Genomic DNA, 22,627 nt, shown 5'->3' on the forward strand with positions numbered 1-22,627 from the left:
TGAACATGTCTGATCTAATCTGGTTATTCGACGCGCAGATGGCGCGTCTTAAGCCCTGTTTTCCCGAATCTCACGACAAGCTTTGCGTTGATGGCCGTCGTGTTCGTCGAGGTACAATCTTCATGAATCGCAACGGCTTACGATGGCGTGACGCACCAAAGGAATATGGCCCCACAAGACACTCTACAACTGTTGGAAGCAATAGAGCGACAAGGGAGGTCATGCGCCGATGATGGCCGGTCTGGTCGCTGACCACGGCGAACAGACGACGGCCATTATCGACACCACTTATCTCAAACCCCATTGAACAGCGTCCAGCCTGGGCGCCAAAAAGCGGGGCGAGGTCGTCTGATTGGCCGAACCAAGGGCCGCATGAACACGAAACTACTTGCCATCCGCGACAGTTAAGAAGGTCCACTGAGTCTGTTCGTGACCGCCGGTCAGGTCAGCGACTACATCGGCGCGCGGGCGCTGCTGAGCAGTCTGCCGGATGTCGAATTTCTGCTTGGCAATCGGAGGTCATGACGCTGACTGGTTCAGAGAAACGTTGAAAGACAGAGGAATACGCGCCTGCATATCTGGCCGACAGCAACGTAAGACAGTCATCCGATACGACAAGCGTCGTTACAAACGCCGCAACCGAATTGAGATCATGTTCGGCAGGTCGAAGGACTGGCGGCGTGTCGCAACCCGCTACGACCGCTGCCCCAAGGCCTTCCTCTCCCCAATCGCCCTCGCTGCACTCGACATTTATTGGCTATGCGTCCTGAGCCTATGAACAGCCTGGGCAGCCTAACATTTTGCGCGACAGCCTTCGCAAAACTCTGGCGTTCATCACTCCTGCCTGGCTATCGGCGAACGCCTACTGTTCACGCCGACAATTAGAATTTGCAACGAATCGATAGGGCGCGCAGGGTTCTTTCTGAGATCGATATTTTCGCGCTCTCCCGACAGGTCAATATTTGAATTTGTATGCTGGCGAAGGAGATTTCGTCATGGCGGACATTTTTGGTGACATTTTTCCAGACAACGCATTGTCAGGTAATCAGAAGGGTAAGAAACAGTACCTAGAGGCGCACCCCGGTGACAGGGTCTTTGGCGACGTCCTGACAATGCGCGACAGTTCTAAGGGTGGCAACGATCAGTTAAACGCAGTGATTGCCGCCGGATTCTTCGAACTTTACGGCGATGCGTTCACCATTAGTCATGCCTCCAGAGGCGGCAATGATGTGCTGAGCGTCGGGGATGGCAGCGGGAGCTATGAGCTCTACGGCGATGCCAGATTCTTGTACGACGACACGCGGGGTGGCAACGACACGCTTAGTTCCGGAAGCGGCACGGGATCCTTTTGGCTCCAGGGGGATGCGGCCGGTCTGTATGGCAGTTCCCAGGGGGGCAATGACTTGCTCGTCACCGGGGGGGGGACCGCGCTGCACAGTCTTATCGGTGATGCCAACGTCATGTACGGATTGTCGCGCGGTGGGAATGACACGCTTATCGCCGGGGATGGTAGCGGCGTCTATGAACTTTTGGGGGATGCGGGGAGCATGTCGAACAGCGCCCGGGGGGGTAACGACGTGCTGACCGCCGGAGATGGAAGCGCTGAATATACTCTTATCGGTGATGCCGTCAGAATGGACCAAGAAACGAGGGGCGGCCACGATGTGCTGACCGCTGGGAACGGCAGCGGCATTTATCGCCTGTACGGTGATGCGCAGAGCATGTCCGGCACTGCGCGCGGAGGCAACGACATGCTTGCCGCAGGGGACGGCGACGGAACATATGAGCTCTGGGGCGATGCCGGGGCCATGTACGACAGCGCCCGAGGCGGAAACGACGTGCTGACCGGTGGGGACGGCAGTGGCAAATACTCCCTCTACGGTGATGCGCAGTCCATGCACGGCACCACCCGGGGGGGGCATGACAAACTGATCGACGGAAATGGTACGGGAGAAACTATCCTGCTTGTCGGGGATGCGCTCACAATGACCGACAGCGCCCGGGGCGGCAATGACACGCTCACCGCCGGGGATGGCCGACAGCACAGCGAACTTTACGGTGATGCAGGTGAAATGCGCCATAATACCCGGGGCGGCAACGACGTGATGACTTCCGGAAGCGGCAGTGGAACTTACAAACTCTTTGGCGAAGCGGAATTGATGGTTGGGAGCGCCCGAGGCGGCAATGATGTCATGACCGCCGGGGATGGCACCGGGAGCCATGTGCTTTATGGCGAGGCGGACGCCATGTACTTCCAGACCCGGGGCGGCGACGATGTGCTGACCGCCGGGAATGGCGACGGGAGCTATTCACTCTACGGTGAAGCAGACATCATGGACGGCAACGTTCGCGGTGGCGCCGATGTGCTGACGGCAGGGAACGGCAGCGGCACCTATGCGCTCTACGGAGATGCATCTGATTTGTTCGGTCCTTGCCTGGGCGGCAACGATCTGCTCATCGCAGGGAACGGCAGCGCCGACTATCGGCTCTACGGCGATGGCAGGACCATGTCCTTTGGGGCTCGCGGTGGCAACGATGTGCTCATCAGCGGCACCGGGAAAGACTCGATGTACGGAGATGCATCGCATATGGATGAGGACTCCACCGGCGGCGCCGATACCTTCGTCTTTCTGCAGAACAGCGGCGCCGATGACATCATTTTTGATTTCAGGCAGCAGGACCGGGATCAGATAGATGTCAGCGATTATGGCATCATCGATCTTGCTGGTTTCTATGACATATCGGACGATGGGATCAACACCGTCATTGCATTCGACAATGCTAATCAGGTTACCTTGGCAGGCTTTGCCGATTGGACTCGTCTGACGGAAGCGGATTTCAACTTCGCCTGAGCCAGCCGTACTGATATGTAACCGCTGACGCAGTCCTTAGGTCGGTTCGGCGCATCAACCGCAAGCGGCGTCAACCGCCCCACGTTGCAGATGAGTTCTGGCGCTGCGAGGTGATACGCATCTCATGATGGGAAGTGCGTTTCGCAATGTGCTCGACACATTCAAATCTCAAATTGCCGGGCGTCGAGACCTGCGCGTAGGGTCATCGGTGCTGGCCGGATGATGCAACGGCACGGCATATCGCGCCTGCCTGAAATCGAAGGGGTAAGCCCGATCGCCAGAAGTTCAAGCGCTATCCAGTCCATTAACTGGCAGGCGATGCAGGCAGCGCCGAGAGAGGGCTTCCTTCCATTCCTGACATAGGATCGCACCATAAATCTGTGGGATCAAACACTTAGGGAAACGACTGCTGCTGTGGATTACGGATATAGGATGGCTTGACGCTATCGGATGCGAACAACCATTGCGTCGCGGGTCAAGATAAATTGCGCCCAACGTTCCATCAAATCACGCCGTTTCTCAAACAGGTCAGACCGCGCATAGGCCGCCTCCGCCTTGTTCTGGATGGTATGTGCCAGCGCGGCCTCGGACACTTCGCGCGGAATGTTGGTGCGTTCCTGCGCCCATGTCTTGAAGGATGTGCGGAATCCGTGCACGTCGACTTTAAAGCCAAGTTCCTTGACCAGCTTAGACAAGGTCATGTCAGAAAGCGGCTTGCCCGCCTTGGTGCCAGGGAACACAAGGCCGGTGCCATCGCTGAGTCCCTGCGCGGCCTGCAATATCTCGACAGCACGCAGCGACAGCGGTACGCGGTGTTCGCGCTTGGCTTTCATCCGGGTGCCGGGGATGGTCCAGACGGCCTTGTCCAGGTCCACCTCGGACCATTCGGCCAGACGGACCTCGCCGGACCGGCACGCTGTCAGAATGACAAATTCCAGTGCCAGCTTGGTGGTAATGCCCGCGTTCGACGCCTTCATCGCCGCGATGCAGCCATTAACCTCTGCATAGGGCAGCGCCTTGCGGTGTTCCTTGACACCGGTCTGCTTGGGCAGCGCCTGCGATATGGCTTCTGCCGGGTTGTCCTGCCGCCAGCCCTTCGCCACGGTCCATTTCATCACGGTGCCGATGCGTTGCCGCACCCGCCGTGCAGTCTCGGGCTTGTCGAGCCAGATCGGTGTCAGCACCGCCAGCACATCGGCAGCGGTGATGTCAGTGACCTTTTGATTGCCCAGCCGGGGGAAAGTGTAGGTTTCCAGCGTCGAGATGAATTGTGCGGCGTGCTTGGCGTTGCGCCAGCCGGGGCGGTGTATCTCGTAAACCTTCCGCGCAGCTTCCTCGAAAGTCATCACGGCTTCGGCTTCGCGTCTGGCCTTTAGCGGGTCGCCGCCTTGCCGTGCCAGCTTGCGGTTTTGCAGTGCGATGTCGCGGGCCTCTGCCAGGCTGACCAGCGATGTCGGTCCTAGCCCGATTTCTGTCCGCTTGCCACGAATGACGATGCGCTGCACCCAGCGCCGCGCGCCCGTCGGTTCGACCTTGAGAAGCAGCCCGTTGCCGTCTGCATACTTGCCCGGTTCGGTCACCGTTCGAACGAAGGCGGCAGACAGCGCCTTGTCCGGGTGCCGTCCTGTCTTGAGGTTTGCAGCCTTCTGGTTCCCGTCCGCCATTCCGTCCCCCATTTTATCTCGGAATATGGGGGGCTGCACAGGAACTCACAAGACATAAAACGGGGTTAAGCACTTGATTCAAGGTATTTAATGGAACGGTGCGGAACGTGGACCGGCGGACACAGCCTCCGCCATCTTAGCTGTAGGTAGCTAAGCAACGGATTAATATAGAACTATTTTGCCCCAAACCATGTCGCCTCACACATGCTTTCCACACATGTGTGAAACTCAAGCGCTGGCGGACCTTTTACGGCAGGTCAACCAAGTCCCCCTTCAAAGAATGCTTCGTCGATCTGCTTGATGTGCAGCACGTCCTTGTCTCTGCAACCGACGTTGTACCGGATCATCAGTCGGGCCAGCTGCTTGCCATCTATCAAAACGATCCGCGAACCAAGGTCCTTGACCGTTTGCAGAGCCGCAGGGCTGAAACTGGATGTTGTGACGAAGATCCCCTTGTTAGCCTTCTTGATGTTCAAGGCCCCAAAAAAGTCCCGGATATCGCTTGCACCGATGTTGTTGCCTTCTGCGTAGCGTTTCGCCTGCAGGTAGATCTGATCAACACCCAACGGATCTTGGTCTATTACTCCATCAATCCCGTTATCCCCAGTTTGCCCTAGCGCCCTGCCCGCTTCTTTCCAGCTTCCACCGTAGCCCATCGCCAGCAGCAGTTCGACGATTAGAACCTCAAAGAAGGCAGGGGTTGCCTCTCGCACCACTTCAATCAAGTTAGCGGCCAAGGAGGCATTCAGGCGCTGATATGCAATCTGTATACTTTCATCGGGCGTCTCTTGCTCCTCAGCAGCAACAGATGGGATCATTTGCTCGTCGATGTCCTTCCCTCTAGCGAGGAAATCTTGGAAATTATCAAAGCGTTCAAGATACTTGGAGTTCAGCTGAATGGACGGATCGTCAGCCACCCCTTGTCCGTCCGCTGTGAGTTCGTAGAACCCTCGCTTCGGGTTGCTCACAAGGCCAGCTTGCTTCAAATAAGATCGCGCCCAATGTACACGATTTGCGATTGCTGTCTGCTTGCCGCTCGGAAGAAGTAAAGCACGCTCATCCTCTGGCAACTGAAAGAGCTCAGACATTTCTTCTACAACGTCAGAAATCTTCCTTTGCTCTTCGCGTGCCGCCATCAGCACAGGACGCATCAGAGTTTGGTAATCTGGAATCATGCAATCAATCCTTTATTATCCCAGAGCGTAAAAAGGGGACTGGCAAACTACCAGCCCCTTACCGTCCTTAGATTTTGACACCCGAGACCATCCGGTACACCGACCTCTCGGAGATAGCGAATTCACGGGCGACTGCGCGCTTGCTGTGGCCTTCCCTGACCATCCTCAGCACATCCTCAGCCTTGGCCTGCGCCGTTCGCTTACGGCCCTTGGAGCGTCCCTCTGCCTTGGCCTTGGCGATGCCTTCCTTCTGACGTTCCAGCATCATTTCCCGCTCAAACTGAGCGACTGAGCCAAGCACATTGAGCATCAGCTTTCCGGTTGCGTTGGTGGTGTCCAAACCAAGATCAAGGATGCGAAGACCGACGCCATTGGCCTCCAACCGTTCAACGATCTCTCCAAGGTGCCGTACAGACCGTGCCAGCCTGTCCAGTTTGGTGAAAATGAACACATCACCGTCCCGGCAGAACTCCAATGCGTCCGAGAGCGCCGGGCGGTTGCCTACCGAGCTTGTCTGTTCCTTCCAGACCTTCTCGCAGCCGTTTGCTGCCAACTGTGCTGCCTGTGCCGCAAATCCTGCCTGTTGTTCCAGCGTCGAAGTCCGTGCGTATCCAATGAGCATTGTCCGCCCCTCTGTCTGCCAATGATGTCTAAGGGGATGAGGCAGGTTGTCTGCCAAAGGGCGGAACCCACTTCAAAGACAGTGCAACCTGACCTGTTCGTTCTTGTCCGATAAAGGGCCACCGGAATTGCCGTTGATCACCGGACATCCTACATGCATCAGACCCGGCCCCAATCGTTTGACCGGGCAGTTGAAATCTCCGCTCGGCAGGTGCGGAGGCTTGCGGAGGTGGCCGATCAGAGCCACCTCGCTTTGATCCACGGCGGCTTCCTCGGGCTTTCCCAGCCATCGGGTTGACGCTTTCCACCGGGCTGTCCAGCACGACCAGAGCCACATCATTCCGGGGGCATTACTCCCGTCCAAACCATACGCGGGAGGTCGTATTTCCGACATTGTCCCGCGCGCCGCAACATAGTCCCCGCGCGACCAGCCTGCGACGAACACACGCCCGGAGTGCCCGGCGTCCGACGCGAAATGGGCAGCAGTCGCAATCAGGTCTGGTGCGATCAATGTCGCCGTACATCCCTGCCTGGTGCGAAACCCCGCATGCCCCAGTCGCCCGATTGCCGGGAACCGGGCGGCAATTTCATCGGCCTGGGGTGGTAAAGTCTCTTGTTGCGCTGCAGCAGGCGGGACGCGATGCAGAGAGACATGAGGGATTGCCCGACGACCTGGCGAAAACTGCGACGCTGCACCTAGATACCTGTTCGGTTGATCTCGGGCTGACAATCGGCTGCACGGAGGCCCTCGGGGAGTCTCGAATCCAGAAGAATCCCACCGTTGGCTGTAGTATAAAGGACCGGAGCGCCAAAGCTGAGTGCGTGGCAGTCAGGCGTTCCTTTCGCATCGGACGTTCCGCCAGAACACTGCGAGAGGCAGGTCAGAGCCCGGAGTACTGCGCTATCACCCTGTTTCAGCGGCTGGCGCGACTGTCTCTTCCATGCCTCCGGAGCCGAACAGGTAATAGCCTCCGACAATTACAACGATCACGACCACAACTGCGACAATGATGTTTTTGGTATTCATTTCCACATCAATTCTCCCGGATTAAGGGCTGCTGCCTCCCCTGAATAATAGACAGGGAACAGCCACACATAAGCATAGCGCAAAACGCTGATTCTGTCATCCGATCGACCTCTGCGCCGGAATGAACATCATTTGTCGCAAGAATGAAAACTCCGCACTCAGTGCGTTCCAGCGCAGTGCGGCGCAGGTCGGACCCTGGGCTCCTGCAGCCGCAACGCCTAACAGGGCGCAGCGAGTCTTCAGCGCCCCAGGGCAACAACAGTGCCTCGGTGTGCGGGCAATTTCGCTGGCGGCAACTTTGCCTGTTCAGACCACGGGCGGCAGAAGGGCGTGAGCCGTTTCACGCACATCTGCCAGCTTCGGTCTTCGGCGCGCTCGCGCTCGCGCCATGACTGTTGTCCATGCCAAATCTCGGCAGTTGACACTTAGCGCTTCTTTTTAGCATGATTACAATGCCTTACCTACCCTGACAGAGTTGTCTTGCAAGAGCATCCAATTCGAGTTGGGAGCACGGTTGTCAGAATATCAGCGGAATCAACGGCCGGAACCGCACCACCTGGTGCCACGGTGATCCGTCTGGTGTCCGTCTCTGACCTCATTCCCCACGCCAACAACGCGCCGACGCACGGCGCGGCGCAGGTGGCGTTGATTGCGGGCTCGAGGCCAGCGACTTCACCGTTGGCATCATGGCGCTGGTCGCCCGGCAGGAGCGCGAAGCCATCTCCCGGCGCACCGGGGAGGCACTGGCGGCCGCCGGTGCATGTGGGGTCAGGCCGGGCAATCCCAATGGCGCCCCTACCCTGCACCGCGCTGGCAAGGGCGGAGAGGCGATCAGGCAGGCCGCGACGCGGAATGCCGGCCGACATGTGGCTGATGCTGCGGCAGTGGTCGCGGAACTGCAGCACGACGGCCAGACCACCCTCCGGGCCACTGCCGCCGCCCTCAACAGTCGGGGCATCCTGACCCGTCGTGGCGGCAGCTGGCTTGTGTCCAGCCTGCGCAACCTGCTGGTGAGGGTGGATCGGTCCGGCTGAGCAGGTTGCTGCGTTCTGGCGATTTGAGCTTTCCGCCGTCAGACGAACACGAAATCCTCGATCCCCAGATCCGTGGCGCTGACGCCGAACACATGGATGACATGACCGTCATAGGTCATCGTCACCCCCGCTTGTCCGTCGATCACGGCATCGGTGATGTTCAGCGCATCGACCCGACCCTGAAGCCCCGACCCCGGCCCGTTCACGATCCCGGTCATGCGGACTGAGTCGAGGTCATTTTCGAAACCAGTGATCAGATCGACGTCAGAGAGTTTGAATTCGGTGAAGATCAATTGATCGGTGACACACCGCCGGTCATTGTCTCATTCCCGGCGCCACCGTTGAGGGAAGCGTTTCCGACGCTTCCGATGAGCACATCGTCGCCTTCACCTCCCGATACTGTCGTTGCCTGCACCGCCAGGAAATCTGCCGCGCCCTGTACCGCCGCCAGGACTGTTATCATCGGTACCGCCGATGACAATGTGATCTCCATCAGACCCGGCGATCCGGTCACTGGCCGCACCGCCGAGGATCGTGTCCCTTGCAATTCCGCCGCTTAGGCTGACCAGTTATCGACCAAAGCACGCAGCACATCGGCACGGCTGATCTGCCCGACAAGTTCGCCATCGCGCAGGACCGGAAACCTGCGGTATTCGCTGACAAGGAAGCGTTCTGCAGCCGCGACAAGGTCTAGATCAGCGTCAAGCGTCACGACGTCGGTGCTCATATAGGCCGAGACCTGACCGCCCCATTCCTGATAATAGGCGCCGTTCAGCGCGGCACGCAGGCAGTCTTTCTTGGACAGGACGCCGACAAGACGACCATCCGCGTCGATGACCGATGCTCCGGAAAGCCGCTTTTCCAGCAGGGTCCTCATGGCATGCAGGATTTCCATGTCGGGCTTGAGCAGGATCAGATCGCTTGCCATGTAATCCGAAATGCGGGGTCGATCAGTCATGCCTTGTCACCTTTTCTCGCACAGGCAGCGCAATCCGCGCCCGGAATGCAGGACACCCCGCCGCACGACCCCCTGAGCGGCGCACGACCGAAGATCGCCCCGACCGAAAGCCCCGCAATCGCAAGCACGATCAATCCGAACGTGATCAGGAACAGTGCCATCACCACTTCACCCCACAACGATCCGGTCCGCGAACCGGCCTGTCATGACTTCGCGCAGACCCGTCCCGTCTCGCGAAAGGAACAACGCATCAACAGCCGCCTGTTCGGCAAATGCCGGTCCGTTTTCGGGTCCCATTGCGAATAGCGCGGTCGCCAGCGCATCCGCCGTGATCGCCCGAGGCGCAAAGACCGAGACCGAGGCCAACGCACTGTCAGAGGGCGCCATGCGCCTCGGGTCGATGATATGGCTGTAGCGGTGTCCGGCAAGGACATAGCTGTTGATCAGATCGCCTGATGTCGCGAGGGCCTCACTCCGCAGCGAAACAACACAATGGGATGCCGACGGGCCGGACAGGGGACGTTCGATGGCCGCGCGCCATGGGGATGTGTCAGGTTTCAGTCCGCTTGCCGTAACCTCGCCGCCCAGTTCGATGAAGAAAGTCTCAAGCCCGCGCGACCGCAGTGCTTCGGCGCATTGGTCAAGCGCATGGCCCTTGGCAATGCCGCACAGGTCCAGCGTTTGCCGCGCATGGGCCTTTCTTGCGCAATCGCTGCCCAGCGCAAGGTCCTGAAACGCGCCTTCAGGTGTCCCGGTGATCGGCCCGAAACCGTAGCGCCCGGTCAGACCGCCAAATGTCGGATCAAAGGCGCCCTGCGTCTGTGCCGCGATGCGGTGCGCCTCGGCGACTGTCGTGAGCGCTACGGGTGAAAGCGGCAACCAGTCCGTCGTTTCGGCGCGGTTGAAGGCCGAGATTTCCGATCCGGCGCGAAACGGCGACATCGCCGCGTCGATGGTTTCGATGACGCGCATCATGGCCCGGGCGACTGCCGCCGCATCCGTTCCCATGGCAGCCCGCACCCGCCAGCGTGCGCCGAACGCCGGGCCTTCGATCTGCAACAGGTCCGGAGTTGTTGCCTGAAGAGCCGTTGCACAAAGCGCCGCCCCGCTGCCCGCCAGAAATCCGCGCCGTGTCAGGATCATCGCCTAGCCTCCAAAATCATCGTTGAAGATCCGGTCGCGTCCGACACCCAGATCATCAAGCATGGCAAGGACCGCCTTGATCATCATCGGCGGGCCGCAAAGATAGTATTCGCAGTCATGCGGGGCTGGATGCGCTTCCAGCCCCCCGCGCAGCGCGACCTCGTGGACAAAGCCGGTCTCGCCCCGCCAGTCGTCATCGGGTCCGGGATCTGAAAGCGCAACGGTCCAGCGGAAGTTGGGGTGTCTCGCCTCCAGCCGCTCGAACTCGTCTTCATAGAACAGGTCCACACGGCTGCGCGCGCCGTACCAGAAGCTCATCTTGCGGGTGGTGTTCCTGCGCTCAAGCTGATCCGTGATGATCGCACGCAGCGGGGCCATGCCGACTCCGCCGCCGATGAATATCATTTCCCGCTCGCTTTCCTGTGCCGCGAAGCTGCTGAAAGAGCCGGTGACACTGATTTTGTCGCCCGCGCGCAGGCCAAACAGCCAGGAGGAAACGACGCCGGGCGGCGCATCCGGGGCATCGGGTGGCGGCAAGGCAAGCCGGACCAACAGGACGATACGGCCTGCGTCCGCAACCGCGTTGTTGGCGATGGAATAAGCGCGCGATACGCCGCCCTTGCTGCGCGCCCGCAGCGCGCCGAGCCCCTGCTGTTCCCAGGCGGCGCGATGCTCGGCGCCAATCTCGTAGTCGGCGAAGCTCAACTCGTATCTCGGGGCTTCGATCTGCACAAAGGCGCCCGGGGTGAAGGTGAAGGGTTCGTCGCCGGTCGGTGCCAGGACGATTTCGCGGATGATCGGGGCGATGGTCCGGCTTGAGACCACCGTGCAATCCCAGGAATGCGCCGCCAGCATGCTTTCAGGCAGTGTGACCGACATGTCCGAGCGTAAGGTTGTCTGACAGGCCAGCCGCAGGTCCGATGCGATCTCGGCGCGCGACAGAAGGGCGGCTTCGGTCGGCAGCGGCGGACGACTGCCATCGGTTATCTGCACCCGGCACTGTCCGCAGGTGCCAATTCCGCCACAGGACGACGGAACGGCGATCCCATTGTCCGCAAGAGCCGTCAGAAGCCTGTCGCTTGCACGTGCCCTGATGTCTTTCCGGTCGTTTATGCGAATGGTGACCGGCCCCGAGGGCAGCAGGATTGTCCGCGCAAGCAGAACCAGGCCGGACAGCACCAGCACGATGAGGATGAACACGGCACTGCCAAGAACAACCTCGCTCATGGCTGGCCCACACCGACAAAGGCCGAGAAACCCATCGACATCAGACCCGTCACGATGAACGCGATCCCGAGTCCGCGCAGGCCCTCGGGGATATCGGCATAGCGCAGGCGTTCCCGGATCGCCGCGAAGGCGACGATTGCCAGCGCCCAGCCGACACCGCTGCCCAAGCCATAGACAATGCTTTCGGGCAGGCTGTACCGGCGGTCAACCATGAACAGGCTGCCACCGAGGACCGCACAATTCACCGTGATCAACGGCAGGAATATCCCGAGGTTCCGGTGCAGCCTCGGCGCATATCGGTCCAGCGCCATTTCAAGGATCTGAACAATGGCGGCGATGACGCCGATAAAGCAGATCAGTTTCAGGTAGGTCAGATCAACCTCAGGCAACCCGGCCCACCCCCAGGCCCCTTCGACCAGAAGGCCATTGAAAATCATGTGGTTGACAGGAACCGTGATGCCCTGCACCACGATCATCGCAAGTCCGAGGCCCAGTGCCGTCTCAACGCGCTTTGACACCGCAAGAAAGGTGCAGATGCCAAGAAAGAACGACAGCGCGAGGTTCTCCTGGAGCACTGATCGCCAGAACAATTCGCTCATGACCTTTCCCCGCCTGCCAGATCGCGGATCGGGAATTCGTCAGGTTCGACCTGCGCCGTGCGCCGCGTGCGGATAGCCCAGATCAAAAGGCCGATGATGAAGAAGGCGCTTGGTGCGAGCAGCATGAAGCCAAGGGGCTGGAACCAGCCACCATCAGAGACCGGCCGCAGCACCTGCACGCCGAAAACCGCGCCCGTCCCCAGGCCTTCGCGGATCGCGGCGACGATCATCAGCACGAGGCTGTAGCCAAGCCCGTTGCCAAGACCGTCCAGAATGCTCGGCCAGACCGGATTGCGCATCGCGAAGGTCTCGGCACGGCTAAGGACGATGCAGTTGGTCACGATCAGCCCGACAAAAACCGACAACCGCTGGCTCATCTCGAAGGCGTAGGCGCGCAGGAACTGATCGGCGACAATCACGAGCGAGGCGATGATGGTGATCTGCACGACCAGCCGGATCGACGTCGGCAGATGACGGCGGATCAGGCTGATCGCAGCACTCGCTGCCGTCAGCACCACGGTCAGGGCCAGACTCATCGTCAGGGCCGTAGCCATCGTTGTGGTTACGGCAAGCGCCGAACAGATACCGAGGATCTGCAGGGTGACCGGGTTGTTGTCGATCAGCGGCGCGGTCAGATAGTGAAGCTTCTTGCCGGTCATGGGCTCTCTCCTGACCGGAGGTTGTCGAGGAACGGGCCGAAGCCATCGGGACCGAGCCAGAACCGGACAAGGCGCGCGACCCCGGTACTGGACTGCGTGGCACCCGATATCCCGTCAACTTCTGACGGGCCGCTGGCGCTGCCGCGCACCACGCTGATGACGACTTCCCCCGATGGGTCGACGGCCTGCCGGTCCGTCCACAGGGCTTGCCACACGGGATCGGTGATCCGTGACCCAAGGCCCGGCGTTTCGCCCTGTTCATAGATGCTGAGGCCCGCGATCGTGTTCAGATCGGCAGACAGGGCGAGATAGGCGCGGATCGTCGATTGATAGCCGGTCCCGTAGACCGGCAGAACCACCAGCGCCAGACCGTCCCTGCCGCGCAGCAGATAGGCCGGCGCAAGGTGCGGGCGGCGGCCGATTCCGGCAAGATCCTGTTCCGGCGTCAGGTCAATCGTCTGCGCCGGGTCGCCCTGGGCGGCAAGAAAGTCATAGCTGTCAGGCGTGGTCTCCTCGGCAATCCGACCGCTTGCCAGATCGACGACAACTGTCTCGAGAGTTTCCGCCCCGGTTTCGCGCAAGGTGTCGGCAAGGCCCGGAAGTGTTGCGATCATCGCTGCCAGCTTGGCCTCGCGCGCGGCCTCAAGATGAGCCTGCTGGCGCGGTTTCAGTACCACCGAGGTCAGCGAAACGGTGCTCGCCGATACCAGCGCCACAAGGAAGGCCACGCCCAGCGTCTTGGTCCGGCTGTCGTTGGGCAGGGCAAGGAAGCGGCGCCACAGCGCGAACGGCATGCGGTCAGACATCACACCGCCTCCGCGCCCGTCGCCGGATATTGGCCCAGATAACGACCTGATCTATCAGCGGCGCAAAGATACTGGCCAGCAGGGCGGCAAAGACCATGGACGACAGGATCCCGCCGCCCTCGTGCCCGAACAGCAAGACCAGAGCGCCCGCAAGCAGGCCATAGGCCCAGCGCCCGGCATTGGTGCAGGCGGCCGCCACCGGATCGCCGATCAGAAACACCAATCCAAGTATCAGGGTTGCGCCTGGCAGTGCGGGCCACTCGTCGGGCATTGCCCATGGGACGGCCAGTGCGGCCATCGCGATGAAAAATCCGGCAACGACCCGCCACGACAGGACGCTGGCGGCCAGCAGCACCGCACCGCTTCCCACGGCAGCAAGCGTCGTTGCCATGCCGGGCTCAGCTGCCCCGCCCTCCGGAAATGAAAACAGCAGGAAGGCCAGGCCGACGGTCGCCGGGCTCAGGAACCCACGGCCACGTCCGCCAAAGACCAGATCGCCCATCACCAGCCCGAAGGACAGGGAAAGCCCCAGTTGCCAGAGCGGCGCCGTGACCGGGACCAGCAGAACAAAGATCATTGCGGTCACGATTCCGTCCCAGCCCATCACACGGTTTCGAAGGCGCGCAAAGGCCACTTGCCACAGGCCAGCGAGACCGAGGACGAGGACCAGAGGCACAAGCAGAGCGAAACTGCGTTCCGCGACTGCTGCGACCACGGGAGCAAGAGCGGCGACAGCCCAGACGGCAGTCAGACGATTGTCTTTCCAGAAGCACGGAAGAAGGGGCTCTGACTGGCTCATGCGGCACGCTCTTCATCCAGACCGTCGAGAACATGCCGCAACAGCGCACCGTAATCGCTGCCCGAGGGGCAGCGCCAGCTCAGCAGCGCCAGGTCCTCCTCAAGCAGTTCCAGACCGCCAAGCCGCTCGGTGGTTTCGACGTCTCCGACCGCAAGTGCGCGCATCAGGGGTGTCGGCAGAAGGTCGAGCGGGAAGACCCGTTCGAAACCCTCTGACGGCAGTGTCGCGCCAATTGCGGCACGTGGCAGCCTGGCCAGGAGCCCCCAGAGCAGTGCGCGCGCTGGCACTGCCTCCTCGCGCTTCTTCAGGACCGTCACCTGCAGGTCTTGGCGCCCAAGAAATCGCGCCTCGCGGCCCGACAGGATCGAACCCGAAATCAGCCTGGTCGCGGAGGTGTCCTTGTCCGAACGCTTCTCTCCCAAAAGATCGCGCAGGTCTGATCCAAGCGGCGCGCGAACCAATGCTGGTTCGCTGACGCCCGGTCCGGCCACGGACAGCGTCCGCTCCGCGGTGATCCGACCGACGGCCAGCAGGTCACCGATCGCGGCAACGTCCTGATAGCCGATCTGCCAGACCGATCTTTGGCTCGAGACCGGCCAGAGGTGATGAATATGGGTGCCCGCAAGCCCCGCGGGATGCGGCCCGGAAAACCGCGCGACGCGCAACCTTTCGCCGGGTTCCGCCAGCGGCGGTCCAGGGGCCTGACAAATGAAGACCGGCCCATCGGTCAGTCGCTGCAATACCTCCGCGCCGCGCCGGAAACTGTCCAGCTTCGGTGCAAGAACAACTGCCGGAACGGGCGCAAGCGGATTGGTGTCGGTGGCGGTCACGAAAATCGCCGACGGGCGGTCCGCAGGAGCCGGGACGCGACCGAACGGGCGGCTGCGAAAGGCAACCCAGGCGCCGCTTCGCAGCAGCAAAGCGCGCAGCGCAGCATCATCTGTCCGCGCCGGTTCCACCGAAAACTGGCTTTCCTCGTCGCCTTCCGTCGCAATTTCGATACCTTCGATCCGTCGACGCGCGCCATGGCGGGTCTGACTGATCCGACCCGCCGCGCCGGCGACAAAGGCAATGTCAGGATGAAGCCGATCTACGCACAGGACCTGGCCACGGCGGACCAGATCACCCTCCCCGACCCGCAGATCAAAGCTCACCCCCGGAAAATCCCGCGCCACCAGTCCGACCGAGCGCACGGCGCGCAAAACGACAGGCGTGCTGGCGGGAGCCAGACCCAGGTCGATGTCGCGCCCCTTGCGAAACCTGAACTCCACGGAACCCGTTCCCCCTATGGCCGCGCCAGCCCGGTCACGTCCACCGAAGAGACCTTGGCAAGGTCTGACAGGCTGTCGATCAGCAACTGAACTGTGTAGTGCGGGTTGTGCGCAAAGGCCCCAGGGTCCTTGCTGGCGAATTGATAATTGTACGCGGCGCGCAACAGGCGCGGCGTCCAGCTCTGATACCGGTTGGGAAAGGCCGCCTCACCTTCATCGACCGCGCCGTTGGCGTTGAGATCGTTGAAGAAATACGGATAGGCCGCGTCCGAATAGACGATGGCGCCGCCGCCGACCTCGGTTGCATAGGTCATGATCGCGGCGCTCAGCCGGGCACGGAGCTCGTCGATGACGACCGCAATCCCGGCGCTGGCGTCGCCGGTCCCAAGGATGTCGAGCGGTGTTGTCCGGATGGCACGGAAATCCGTCACGCCGGAGTGGCAGCCTGTGCAGCTTTCCAGCACGACCTTTGTCTCATGCGCCCCATGGCAGCTGACACAAGTGCCGAAGTCCTGGACATGCCCAAAGGCACCGGCGTAGCTTTGGCCGACGTATTCGTATCCGCCCCTTGCCACCCCGCCAAGTTGCGTCGCGGCCGCCGCCGCGTAGTGGATGTTGATGAAGGCGATCCCGGCGGAAACCTGATCATCGGCGAGCCCCCCGAGCGCCGCTCCGACAGTCTCGGCAGAGGTTCGACCCTGATGGCAGACGGTGCAGATCGCCGATCCGTCAGACATGTTGACGACCTGGCCGCTGGGAAAGATCACGTCCCGCAGGCTTTCGGCCCCCGGATTATGGCAGGCTGCGCATTCCACCGTGGTGCCGATTGGTTCCGGGTGATCAATCACCCCCGCCGAGGCCGGAGAGCTTGCCAAATAGTCCAGGATGCCGGTCGTCGAATGGCAAACTGCGCACTCCCCCGGGATCTCACCCTCGGCATCCCAATGTCGGAACGCCTCTGCCTCAGAATTTGCGTGCGGCGAGGAATTCCACGCCTCCGTGATTTCATCGGGGGTTGGCTTTGTCTGTGCCAGCGCTGCTCCGATAACCAGCAGCGACACGGCAGAGCCAACCCAGACATGGATGCTTCGTTGCATCAGACCAACCTCCGCGCGAACACAAGTTTCTCATTATCAATATGCGCCTCGGAGTGATGTTGGTGTTGATCCAGGTCAACTCGTGACCAGCCCATGGCGCGGCATCAACAAGAGAAGGGTCGACCGCAGGTCCATCCCCTCCGCCATTATCTCCAGGAAAAGCATTCTCGCGATCTGGCTGCGGCCGGATCTTGCATCGCTTTCGAAGGTCATACGGGTGTGGCTGGGCACCGGCCCGGACGCTTTGAGACCAGGAAGCCGTCGCTCAGGGCTGATAATCTCCGGACCTCCTGACTGCGCCGATTTGGTGAATAGCTTGCCAGGGTTTTAAAGTCGCGGTTTCCCGTGGACCCTTAGTCAACACTGCGATGCGAGTGGCATTCAGTAGAGGGAACCCATATCGGACGTTCAAAATATTCGGTCCCTGGCCGCCCTCGACAAGCTTCAGGCGCTGCGCGACCGGTTGGGCAAACCGCTGATCGTCCGCTCCGCCTGTCGCAGACCCGAGCATGACCGAGCCGTCGGTGGAGCGACGCGGTCCAAGCACCTCGACGGCACCGCCTTCGACATCGCCATGACGAACCACGGCCCGGTGGCCGTCGAGGCGGCGGCACGAGCAGTGGGCATGCTTGGCTTTGTCCTGACTAAAGGGAGGCCCAGAATGCCTCGGCTGCCGGACCCAAGTGGCGATCTTCTGACCGGATCTTGCGCAATTGGCGTTGGCTCGTTGGATCCTGCGGCATGACAAAGGCCAATTCGTCGGGCTGGTGTTGAATGGCGCTGCGCGGCAGGATCGTGGCTCCGAGACCGGCGCGCACGAAGGACAGCAGCGCGGTCGTGTTGCGGGCCTCGAGATTGCACGCCTCCAGCAGTCGTTGCACGCTGGAATGGTCCACCAGATGGCAGAGTGGGTTTGCAATGATCGGTTCCCGCTCGAGCAAGGTCCACGAAACCGTTCTTTTTGCTGCCGCTGCAAGCGAGATCGGGCCATCCTTCCGACAGACAATGCCGAGGTCGTCCTGCAGGATGACATTGCCGTCTGCAGGGTCGCCGGTCGCTGCGGACAGGATGCCGATGTCGGCGGCGTCGAGCTTGACCCGTCGGCGTACGGCCGCACTGTCCACGTCGCTGATTTCAAGCCTTACGTCCGGTCGGATGCGGCGGAACGCGGCGATGACCCCCGGCAAGACCGTGACGGTCGCCGACGGCACCGCGGCGATGCGGACGGTGCCCGCTGTCGAGATCGCGTGCCGTCCGATTGCCTCGACGCTGCGCGTGAAAGCGTCCGTGACGCGGCTGCTTTCCTCCAGCACGAGCTGGCCCAGCGCCGTGAGCCGGTTCTTTCGATCGGTTTCGAACAAGGGTGCACCGATGTGGTCCTCCAGTTGCGCGAGCGTCATCGACACGGCCGAAGGCGTGCGGGCAAGGAGGGACGCCGCCGCCGTGAGCGATCCTTGCTCGGCGACGATCCGAAAGGTGCGCAACATCTCCAGTTTGATCGCCATTTCAATTTTCCTGAAATTACCTTCAGATATTCAAGATTGCCTGAAATGCCTCGCCTCGTCTAGGACGGATGTCAAGCAAGACGAGGATGAGCTATGCAGACCGGACTCTATATCGATGGCCGCTGGGAAACCGGCGCAGGCGAGATCGAAAACCGTAACCCTTCGGATCTGTCGGATCTGATCGGCACCTATGCTCAGGCCGGCGCGGACCAGCTGGACGCCGCGCTCGCCGCCGCGCGCAAGGCGCAAAAGGCATGGTGGGCCGCAGGCATTCAGAAGCGCCACGATGTGCTGATGGCTATCGGCACCGAGTTGATGGCACGGGCCGAGGAAATCGGACGGATCGTGGCGCGCGAGGAAGGCAAGCCGCTGGCCGAAGGCAAAGGCGAGGTTTACCGCGCCGGGCAGTTCTTTACCTATTACGCCGCTGAATGCCTGCGCAATCAGGGCGAACTGGCCGAAAGCGTCCGTCCCGGAGTGGAGATCGACGTGCGCCGCGAGCCGGTGGGCGTGGTGGCGATCATCAGCCCCTGGAACTTTCCCGTGGCGACTCCTGCATGGAAGATCGCGCCCGCACTCGCCTTCGGCAATGCGGTGGTCTGGAAACCCGCCAACCTGACCCCGGCCAGCGCGGTTGCCCTGACCGAGATCATCGCCAGGCAGGATATTCCGGCGGGCCTCTTCAACCTCGTCGCCGGTCCGGGCCGCGATGTCGGCCAGCGTCTGGTGGAGAGCCGCGACGTGGCGGCGATCAGCTTTACCGGCTCCGTCCCCGTGGGCCGCGGCATTGCCGCCTCGGCGATTCAGAACATGACCAAGCTGCAGATGGAGATGGGGTCGAAAAACCCCATGGTCATCATGGACGACGCCGATCTCGATCTGGCGGTTGCCTGCGCCTCGGGTGCCGCCTTCGGGGCGACGGGCCAGAAATGCACCGCGGCCTCGCGGCTGATCGTGCACGAAGCGATCCACGATGCCTTTGTCGAAAAGCTGGTGAAGGCGGCCGAGGCGCTGAAGGTCGGTCACGCGCTGGACGCGGGCACCCAACTCGGCCCCGTCGTCAGCCAGGCGCAGCTGACGCAGAACCTTGAATACATCGAGATCGGCAAGCGTGACGGTGCCGAACTGCTGACCGGCGGCACGCGGCTGGAGCGCGCGACCGAGGGCTACTATATGGCCCCGGCGGTCTTTGCGGGCACGCGCAACGACATGCGCGTCAATCGCGAAGAGATGTTCGCCCCGATCACCTGCGTGATCAAGGCCGGCGGCTACGACGAGGCGCTGGCCATCGCCAATGATACCGATTTCGGCCTGACAGCCGGGATCATGACCCGCAGCCTCGCCCGTGCCAGCCATTTTCGTGCCAACATGCGCGCCGGGTGCGTGATGGTGAACCTGCCGACGGCGGGTACCGATTATCATGTCCCCTTCGGCGGACGCGGAGCGTCGTCCTACGGTCCGCGCGAACAGGGCACCTATGCCGCCGAGTTCTACACCACCGTGAAGACCGCCTATGTCGCGGCAGGCGAGCCGGCATGAGCGCGCTGATCGACGGGCTGCAATACGCCAACTGGTCGGAGAAGATCTTCCGCCAGATGCGCGCGGGCGGCGTGGACGCGGTGCATGTCACCATCACCTATCACGAGACCTTCCGCGAAACCGTGCTGCAGATCGAACGCTGGAACCGTTGGTTCGAGCAGTATTCCGACCTGATCTTCCAGGGCCGCACCGCCGCGGACGTGACGCTGGCGCAAGAGACGGGTCGCACCGCGATCTTTTTCGGCTCGCAGAACCCGTCCTGCATGGAGGACGACATCGGCCTGGTCGAGATCCTGCACACGCTGGGCCTGCGCTTCATGCAGCTGACCTACAACAACCAGTCGCTTCTGGCCTCGGGCTGCTACGAGGACAAAGACACCGGCCTGACACGCATGGGTCGCGAGGTGGTGACCGAGATGAACCGGGTGGGCCTGGTGGTCGACATGAGCCATTCCGGCGAGCGTTCGACGCTGGAGGCGATCGAGCATTCGACCCGCCCCATCGCGATCACCCACGCCAACCCGGCCAGCTGGCACGCGGCACGGCGCAACAAGTCCGACACCGTGCTGAAGGCTTTGGGCGAGAGCGGCGGGATGCTGGGCTTTTCGGTCTATCCGCATCACCTGAAGGGCGGCAGCGCCTGCAGGCTGCAGGACTTCTGCGACATGATCGTGCGGACCGCTGACCTGATGGGGCCGTCCCATGTCGGGATCGGCACCGACCTCTGCCAGGACCAGCCCGACAGCATCGTGGAATGGATGCGCGTCGGCCGCTGGACCAAGCGGATCGATTTTGGCGAGGGCAGCGCCGCGGCGCCCGGGTTTCCGGACATGCCTGGATGGTTCGCCGACAACCGCGATTTCGGGACCATCCGGGCCGGCCTGCGCGCCGCCGGGATGAGCGATGCGAACACGGACGCAGTCATGGGAGGAAACTGGCTGCGGTTTTTCGAGACAAGTTTCGGCGCGGTTCGCGGGACCGACGAGATCGGCGCACGCGCTGCCGAATGACCTGCCCCGCGGTGGGCGGGGATTTCGTTTCTGGGAGGAAAATCAATGACTGACACAACTGAAACCGGCAGGTTATCTGCCGGCCTTGGGCGGGTGGACAAGCCCCTGTTCGCCATCACGGGAGGCTTCATCGCGCTGTTCTGCGCGCTGGCGCTCTTCGACATCGACCTGCTGTCACGTATGGTCGACTGGGGCTTCAACATCTCGGCCAAGTACTTCGGCCTCTACTGGCAGGTGCTGCTGCTGGCCACCTTCGTGATCGGGCTGGTGCTTTGCGTCCTGCCCGGCGCCGGGACCCGCATGGGCAACCTCGCCACACCGGAATTCACGATGTTCCAGTGGGGCTCGATGATCATGTGCACGCTTCTGGCGGGCGGCGGCGTCTTCTGGGCCGCCGGCGAGCCGATCGCGCATTACCTCTCGACCCCGCCGCTGTTTGGCGATCTGAGCGCCGACCCGCAGGCGCAGGCCCATGCCGCGCTGGCGCAGAGCTTCCTGCACTGGGGCTTTCTGGCCTGGGCCATCCTCGGCTCGCTGACCACGGTGATGCTGATGCATTACCACTATGACAAGGGCCTGCCGCTGGCACCACGCACGCTGCTCTATCCGGTGTTCGGCGACCGGGCGATCCATGGCCCCATCGGGCTGATCGCGGATGCCTCGTGCATCATCGCGGTGGTCGCGGGCACCGTTGGCCCGATCGGCTTCCTGGGCCTGCAGATGTCCTATGGCCTCAACGCGCTCTTCGGCATCCCCGACACCTTCGCCACACAGACCGTGGTGATCCTCGCGCTGGCGAGCCTCTACACCGTCTCGGCCATTTCCGGTCTGTCCAAGGGCATCCAGATGCTGTCCAAGATCAACGTGATCCTGGCCTTCGTGCTGCTGGCCTTCATGCTCGTCGCCGGTCCGACCTTCTTCATCTTCGACGGCTTTGCCGGTGGCATGGGCCTCTACCTGTCGAACTTCTTCGACATGGCGCTTTACCGTGGCGAGTCGGGCCTCTTCGGCGAGCCGGGCTGGCTGGGCTGGTGGACCGTGTTCTTCTGGGGCTGGTTCATGGGCTACGGGCCGCTGATGGCGATCTTCATCGCACGCGTCAGCCGGGGCCGTTCGATCCGCTCGATCATCCTGATGCTGTCGATCGTGGCGCCCATCGTGACCAACTTCTGGTTCACCATCATCGGCGGCACCGGCATCGCGCTGGAACAGATGACCCCCGGCGTGATCTCGGGTCCCTTCGAAGGCTTCAACCTGCCGGCCGGATTGCTGGCTACCACTCAGGCGCTGCCGATGGGCTTCCTGCTGTCACTGCTGTTCCTGGTGCTGACGATGATCTTCGTGGCCACCACCAGCGACTCGATGAGCTATGTCATCGCGACCTCCATGTCCGACGACAACCCCTCGCCCGCGCTGCGCGCCTTCTGGGGGCTGGCAATGGGCGTCATGGCGCTGATCCTGATCTCGACCGGATCGGGAGGGATCGGCAAGCTCCAAAGCTTCATTGTGGTCACTGCCGTGCCGGTTTCTCTGGTATTGCTGCCCTCGCTTTGGGACGCTCTGCGCATCACCTTGATGCTGGGCAAGAAGGCCTGATCGCATGTCAAATGGCGCGGGCGGAACGACACCGCCCGCGCCATG

General features: G+C 61.8%; 21 protein-coding genes and 2 pseudogenes. 7 read left to right on the forward strand and 16 right to left on the reverse strand.

Translation table 11 applies throughout. From position 1 onward, the window contains the following. The first annotated feature begins 5 nt into the window (after positions 1-5). Positions 6-778: pseudogene (locus FOY53_RS14675) on the forward strand (IS5 family transposase). 217 nt (positions 779-995) lie between these two features. Further along, the gene (locus tag FOY53_RS14680) at positions 996-2,852 is read left to right on the forward strand and encodes a hypothetical protein (protein ID WP_146590132.1); all 1,857 of its coding nucleotides are present in this window, start codon (positions 996-998) and stop codon (positions 2,850-2,852) included. 443 nt (positions 2,853-3,295) lie between these two features. Here FOY53_RS14680 and FOY53_RS14685 read toward each other — a convergent pair whose 3' ends face one another. From FOY53_RS14685 to FOY53_RS23980, 4 genes are all read right to left on the reverse strand, one after another. Then, positions 3,296-4,516 (reverse strand): tyrosine-type recombinase/integrase, encoded by a 1,221-nt coding sequence (locus tag FOY53_RS14685; RefSeq protein WP_146590134.1) that lies wholly within the window; start codon positions 4,514-4,516, stop codon positions 3,296-3,298. Between the two features lie 257 nt (positions 4,517-4,773). Next, positions 4,774-5,691, reverse strand: a complete 918-nt coding sequence (locus FOY53_RS14690) for a restriction endonuclease (RefSeq protein ID WP_146590136.1) — start codon at positions 5,689-5,691, stop codon at positions 4,774-4,776. 67 nt (positions 5,692-5,758) lie between these two features. After that, complete coding sequence (locus tag FOY53_RS14695) at positions 5,759-6,313, reverse strand: recombinase family protein (RefSeq protein WP_146590138.1); 555 nt, start codon at positions 6,311-6,313, stop codon at positions 5,759-5,761. A 903-nt stretch (positions 6,314-7,216) separates the two neighbouring features. Then, positions 7,217-7,345: a hypothetical protein gene (locus FOY53_RS23980; RefSeq protein ID WP_281289574.1), complete on the reverse strand. Its 129-nt coding sequence runs from the start codon at positions 7,343-7,345 to the stop codon at positions 7,217-7,219. Between the two features lie 680 nt (positions 7,346-8,025). On the opposite strand from FOY53_RS23980, the gene FOY53_RS14700 reads away from it, so the two are divergent. Continuing rightward, positions 8,026-8,373 (forward strand): serine integrase family protein, encoded by a 348-nt coding sequence (locus FOY53_RS14700; RefSeq protein ID WP_186766621.1) that lies wholly within the window; start codon positions 8,026-8,028, stop codon positions 8,371-8,373. Between the two features lie 38 nt (positions 8,374-8,411). Here the strand turns inward: FOY53_RS14700 and FOY53_RS14705 are convergent, their stop codons facing one another. From FOY53_RS14705 to FOY53_RS14755, 11 genes are all read right to left on the reverse strand, one after another. Further along, positions 8,412-8,666: a hypothetical protein gene (locus FOY53_RS14705; RefSeq protein WP_146590142.1), complete on the reverse strand. Its 255-nt coding sequence runs from the start codon at positions 8,664-8,666 to the stop codon at positions 8,412-8,414. Next, the gene (locus tag FOY53_RS14710) at positions 8,663-8,866 is read right to left on the reverse strand and encodes a hypothetical protein (RefSeq protein WP_146590144.1); all 204 of its coding nucleotides are present in this window, start codon (positions 8,864-8,866) and stop codon (positions 8,663-8,665) included. Before FOY53_RS14710 ends, FOY53_RS14705 begins: the two co-directional genes overlap by 4 nt. A gap of 63 nt (positions 8,867-8,929) precedes the next feature. Next, positions 8,930-9,331: a CBS domain-containing protein gene (locus FOY53_RS14715; protein ID WP_146590146.1), complete on the reverse strand. Its 402-nt coding sequence runs from the start codon at positions 9,329-9,331 to the stop codon at positions 8,930-8,932. 168 nt (positions 9,332-9,499) lie between these two features. After that, positions 9,500-10,474, reverse strand: coding sequence for an FAD:protein FMN transferase (locus FOY53_RS14720; protein ID WP_146590148.1), 975 nt, complete (start codon positions 10,472-10,474; stop codon positions 9,500-9,502). A gap of 3 nt (positions 10,475-10,477) precedes the next feature. Further along, the gene (gene nqrF / locus FOY53_RS14725) at positions 10,478-11,701 is read right to left on the reverse strand and encodes an NADH:ubiquinone reductase (Na(+)-transporting) subunit F (protein ID WP_146590150.1); all 1,224 of its coding nucleotides are present in this window, start codon (positions 11,699-11,701) and stop codon (positions 10,478-10,480) included. Beyond that, positions 11,698-12,300 carry an NADH:ubiquinone reductase (Na(+)-transporting) subunit E gene (gene nqrE / locus FOY53_RS14730; protein WP_146590152.1) on the reverse strand — a complete coding sequence of 201 codons (603 nt, stop codon included), beginning with the start codon at positions 12,298-12,300 and terminating at the stop codon, positions 11,698-11,700. The genes nqrF and nqrE overlap by 4 nt, the downstream gene beginning before the upstream one ends. Further along, positions 12,297-12,959, reverse strand: coding sequence for an NADH:ubiquinone reductase (Na(+)-transporting) subunit D (locus FOY53_RS14735; protein WP_146590154.1), 663 nt, complete (start codon positions 12,957-12,959; stop codon positions 12,297-12,299). Before FOY53_RS14735 ends, nqrE begins: the two co-directional genes overlap by 4 nt. Further along, positions 12,956-13,765 (reverse strand): NADH:ubiquinone reductase (Na(+)-transporting) subunit C, encoded by an 810-nt coding sequence (gene nqrC / locus FOY53_RS14740; protein ID WP_146590156.1) that lies wholly within the window; start codon positions 13,763-13,765, stop codon positions 12,956-12,958. Before nqrC ends, FOY53_RS14735 begins: the two co-directional genes overlap by 4 nt. Further along, positions 13,758-14,564 (reverse strand): RnfABCDGE type electron transport complex subunit D, encoded by an 807-nt coding sequence (locus tag FOY53_RS14745; protein ID WP_146590158.1) that lies wholly within the window; start codon positions 14,562-14,564, stop codon positions 13,758-13,760. Before FOY53_RS14745 ends, nqrC begins: the two co-directional genes overlap by 8 nt. Next, positions 14,561-15,835 (reverse strand): NADH:ubiquinone reductase (Na(+)-transporting) subunit A, encoded by a 1,275-nt coding sequence (locus FOY53_RS14750; protein ID WP_146590159.1) that lies wholly within the window; start codon positions 15,833-15,835, stop codon positions 14,561-14,563. The genes FOY53_RS14745 and FOY53_RS14750 overlap by 4 nt, the downstream gene beginning before the upstream one ends. 14 nt (positions 15,836-15,849) lie before the next feature. Next, the gene (locus FOY53_RS14755) at positions 15,850-16,932 is read right to left on the reverse strand and encodes a polyheme membrane-associated cytochrome C (protein WP_146590161.1); all 1,083 of its coding nucleotides are present in this window, start codon (positions 16,930-16,932) and stop codon (positions 15,850-15,852) included. Between the two features lie 430 nt (positions 16,933-17,362). On the opposite strand from FOY53_RS14755, the pseudogene FOY53_RS24210 reads away from it, so the two are divergent. Continuing rightward, positions 17,363-17,569 (forward strand): annotated as a pseudogene (locus FOY53_RS24210) (D-Ala-D-Ala carboxypeptidase family metallohydrolase); the annotation flags it as partial. Positions 17,570-17,576: 7 nt separating this feature from the next. Here the strand turns inward: FOY53_RS24210 and FOY53_RS14765 are convergent. After that, entirely contained in the window at positions 17,577-18,437 is an 861-nt protein-coding gene (locus tag FOY53_RS14765) for a LysR family transcriptional regulator (protein WP_146590163.1), read from the reverse strand. 93 nt (positions 18,438-18,530) lie between these two features. Here FOY53_RS14765 and FOY53_RS14770 point away from each other — a divergent pair, with 93 nt between their 5' ends. From FOY53_RS14770 to FOY53_RS14780, 3 genes are read left to right on the forward strand one after another with little or no spacing between them, the layout of a single operon-like run. After that, a complete protein-coding gene (locus tag FOY53_RS14770) occupies positions 18,531-19,976 on the forward strand; it encodes an aldehyde dehydrogenase family protein (protein ID WP_146590165.1) in 1,446 nt (481 codons plus the stop codon). Continuing rightward, positions 19,973-20,986, forward strand: coding sequence for a membrane dipeptidase (locus FOY53_RS14775; protein WP_146590167.1), 1,014 nt, complete (start codon positions 19,973-19,975; stop codon positions 20,984-20,986). Before FOY53_RS14770 ends, FOY53_RS14775 begins: the two co-directional genes overlap by 4 nt. 45 nt (positions 20,987-21,031) lie before the next feature. Then, the gene (locus FOY53_RS14780; RefSeq protein ID WP_146590168.1) at positions 21,032-22,582 is read left to right on the forward strand and encodes a BCCT family transporter; all 1,551 of its coding nucleotides are present in this window, start codon (positions 21,032-21,034) and stop codon (positions 22,580-22,582) included. The last annotated feature ends 45 nt before the right edge of the window (positions 22,583-22,627 follow it).

This window comes from Puniceibacterium confluentis (genome assembly GCF_007923445.1).
Taxonomy (GTDB): Bacteria; Pseudomonadota; Alphaproteobacteria; order Rhodobacterales; family Rhodobacteraceae; genus Puniceibacterium; species Puniceibacterium confluentis.